2 protein-coding genes are annotated in these 3,616 nt (G+C 73.0%); both read left to right on the top strand.

Features of this window, described 5'->3' with window-relative positions:
- Positions 1-1,865 (top strand): DNA mismatch repair protein MutS (gene mutS / locus ACLL81_RS02240; RefSeq protein WP_411286719.1); only part of this gene is annotated, 1,865 nt, incomplete at its 5' end.
- Positions 1,866-1,925: 60 nt separating this feature from the next.
- The coding region (gene glnD / locus ACLL81_RS02245) for a [protein-PII] uridylyltransferase (protein WP_411286720.1) at positions 1,926-3,616 on the top strand (1,691 nt) is incomplete at its 3' end.

Consider the following 3,616-nt stretch of genomic DNA (forward strand, 5'->3'; position numbering starts at 1 on the left):
CGGGCGAGGCCGACGTCATGGCCATCGACCCGGCCACCCGCGTCAGCCTGGAGATCGACAAGACCACCTCCGGCGGCCGCGAGGGCTCCCTGCTGGCGGCCATCGACCGCACGGTGACCGCGCCCGGCGCCCGGCTGCTGGCCGCACGCCTGGCCCGGCCGCTGCTGGATCCCGCCGCCATCGATGCCCGGCTGGATGCGGTGGCCTGGTTCTGCGAGCACCGTGGCCAGCGGCAGCGGCTGCGCGACGCCCTGAAGGGCCTGGGCGACATGGCCCGCGCCCTGTCGCGCCTGGCCCTGGGCCGCGGCGGGCCGCGAGACCTGGGTTGCCTGCGCGACGGCCTGGCGGTGGGCGAGGCGGTGACCGGGCTGTTCGCCGCCACCCGCGATCCGTTGATCACCCCACCGCAGGAGGTGGCCGCCGCGCTCACTGCCCTCAACCCCGCTCTGCATGCCGATCTCGCCGCCTTCCGCGACCTGCTGGTCCAGGGGCTGGGCGCCGAACTGCCGGCCCTGGCCCGCGACGGCGGCTTCGTGGGCGAGGGCGTCCGCCCCGAGCTCGACCAGGCCCGGGCGCTGCGCGACGACAGCCGCCGGGTGGTGGCCCAGCTGGAAGCCCGCCTGTGCGCCGAGAGCGGCGTCGCCCTGAAGGTCCGCCACAACGCCGTCCTGGGCTATTTCGTGGAGACCAGCGCCAAGGCCGGCGAGCCGCTGATGGCCGCGCCGCTGAACGCCACCTTCATCCACCGCCAGACCCTGGCCAACCAGGTCCGCTTCACCACCGTGGAGCTGGCCGAGCTGGACGCCAGGATCGCCCAGGCCGCCGAGCGCGCTCTGGCCATCGAGCTGGAGACCTTCGAGGCCTGGCGCGACGCCGCCCGGGCCGTCGCCGGCGAACTCCAGGCCGCCGCCCAGGCCGCGGCGGTCCTCGACGTGGCGGCCGGCGTCGCCGAATGGGCCGAGGACGCCGGCTGCGCGCGCCCGGTGGTCGACCGCTCCACCGCCTTCGAGGCCCAGGCCGCCCGCCATCCGGTGGTGGAGGCCGCCGTGCGCCGGGCGGGGGACGCCTTCACCCCCAACGACTGCCGCCTGGATGGCGCCGGCGCCGGCGGGGCCAGGCTCTCCATCGTCACCGGGCCGAACATGGCCGGCAAGTCCACCTTCCTGCGCCAGAACGCGCTCCTGGCGGTGCTGGCCCAGGCCGGGCTGTTCGTCCCGGCGAAGAGCCTGCGGCTAGGGGTGGTGGACCGGCTGTTCAGCCGGGTTGGCGCCGGCGACGACCTGGCCCGGGGGCGCTCCACCTTCATGGCCGAGATGGTGGAGACCGCCGCCATCCTCACCCAGGCGACACCGCGCTCCTTCGTGATCCTGGACGAGATCGGCCGCGGCACCGCCACCTACGACGGCCTGGCCATCGCCTGGGCCTGCGCCGAGGCCCTGCACGAGACCAACCGCTGCCGGGCGCTGTTCGCCACCCACTACCATGAGCTGGCGGTGCTCGAGGGCCGGCTGGCCTTCGTCGGCAACCTGTCGCTGCGGGCCAAGGAGTGGAACGGCGACCTGATCTTCCTGCATGAGGCCGGCCCCGGCCCCGCCGACCGTTCCTATGGGGTGCAGGTGGCCAAGCTGGCCGGGGTCCCCTCCGCCGTGGTGGCCCGCGCCCGCGACGTGCTGCAACGGCTGGAACGCGAAGCCGGCGCACCCACCCGCCTCGACGACCTGCCGCTGTTCGCCGCCACCGCGCCCGCCGCCGAACGCGCCGGCCCCAGCCCCATCGACGAGGCCGTCCGTTTCCTCGACCTGGACGGCATGAGCCCCCGCGAAGCCATGGACGCCCTCTACCGGCTGAAGGGATTGCTGAGCTGATCGCGTGCGCTGACTTTTGAGTGTCTGCGCGCGGACCCGAAACGCCCTATATCCTCCCCCATGCCGCCGCGCCTGCGACCCACCCGCCTGGAGTATGTCGTCGATGGCGTGCGGCTGCGCGCGCAGCTCTCGGCAGCGGCGCTGGAGGCGTCGGGCGACGAGCCGGCCCAGCGCAAGGCGGCGCTGGACATCCTCAAGGCGGCCCTGTTCCGCGGGCGGATGATCGCCAAGGAGCGGCTGGAGAACGGGGCCGGCGGCATCGAGACCGCGCGACTGCTCTCGGGCGTCACCGACGAGGTGATCACCGCGCTCTGGGACTTCACCACCGTGCACGTGTTCCGGGCGCGCAATCCCACCGAGGGCGAGCGGCTGGCGCTGATGGCGGTGGGCGGCTACGGCCGCGGCACGCTGGCGCCCTTCTCCGACATCGATCTGCTGTTCGTGCGCCCCTACAAGCAGACCGCCCACGCCGAGAGCGTCATCGAGTTCATGCTCTATGCCCTGTGGGACCTGGGCTTCAAGGTCGGCCACGCCTCGCGCACGGTGGAGGAGTGCGTGCGCCTGTCGCGGGAGGACTTCACCATCCGCACCTCCATCCTGGAGGCCCGCCGGCTGATCGGCGACGAGACCCTGGCGCATGACCTGTTCCGGCGTTTCAAGTCCGACGTGGTCAAGGGCACCGCCGCGGAGTTCGTCGCCGCCAAGCTGAAGGAGCGCGACGAGCGCCACGCCCGGGCCGGGGCCAGCCGCTACATGGTCGAGCCCAACGTCAAGGAGGGCAAGGGCGGCCTGCGCGACCTCAACACCCTCTTCTGGATCGCCCAGTACCTGCATCCCGGCGTGCCCATCGAGAAGGTCATGCAGCTGGAGATGTTCGACGGCCGCGAAATCCGCACCTTCATCCGCGCCTTCGACTTCCTGTGGGCGGTGCGCAGCCACCTGCACTTCGCCACCGGTCGGCCGGAGGAACGCCTGACCTTCGACCTGCAGCCGGAGATCGCGCGCCGAATGGGCTATGGCGACCGCGGCGACGCGCCCGCCGTGGAACGGTTCATGCGGCGCTACTTCCTGTTCGCCAAGGAGGTGGGCTCGCTGACCCGGGTGTTCGCCGCCAAGCTGGAGGCCGAGCGGATGAAGTCCCAGCCCCGGGGCATCTCGCGCCTGCTGCCGGCCAGGCGGCCCAAGCGCAAGCCCCTGGACGAACCGGGCTTCCACGAGGTGGGCGGCCGCCTGGACGTGGACGGGCCGGAGACCTTCGAGCGCGACCCGGTGAACCTGCTGCGGCTCTTCCAGATCGCCGACCAGCGCAACCTCGACCTGCACCCCGACGCCTTCACCGCGGCGACCCGGGGCGCGCCGCTGATCACCTCGGCGGTGCGCCGCGACCGCCATGCCGCCAAGGTGTTCGTGGAGACCCTGGCCCGGGGCCGCGATCCGCAGCGCACCCTGACCCTGATGACCGAGGCCGGCGTGCTGGGTCGGTTCATGCCGGAGTTCGGCCGGATCGTCGCCCAGATGCAGTTCAACATGTACCACTCGTACACGGTGGACGAGCACACCCTGCGGGCCGTGGGCGTGATCGCCGACATCGCCGCCGGACGCTTTGCCGAGGACCATCCGCTGTCCACCGCGATCATGCCGCTGATCGCCGACCGCGAGGCCCTGTTCCTGGCCATGCTGCTGCACGACACCGGCAAGGGCGGGGCGGGGGGCCAGGAGATCGCCGGCGCCCGGGCCGCGCGCCAGGCCTG

Origin of the sequence: Phenylobacterium sp. (genome assembly GCF_046590535.1) — a bacterium.
Taxonomy (GTDB): domain Bacteria; phylum Pseudomonadota; class Alphaproteobacteria; order Caulobacterales; family Caulobacteraceae; genus Phenylobacterium.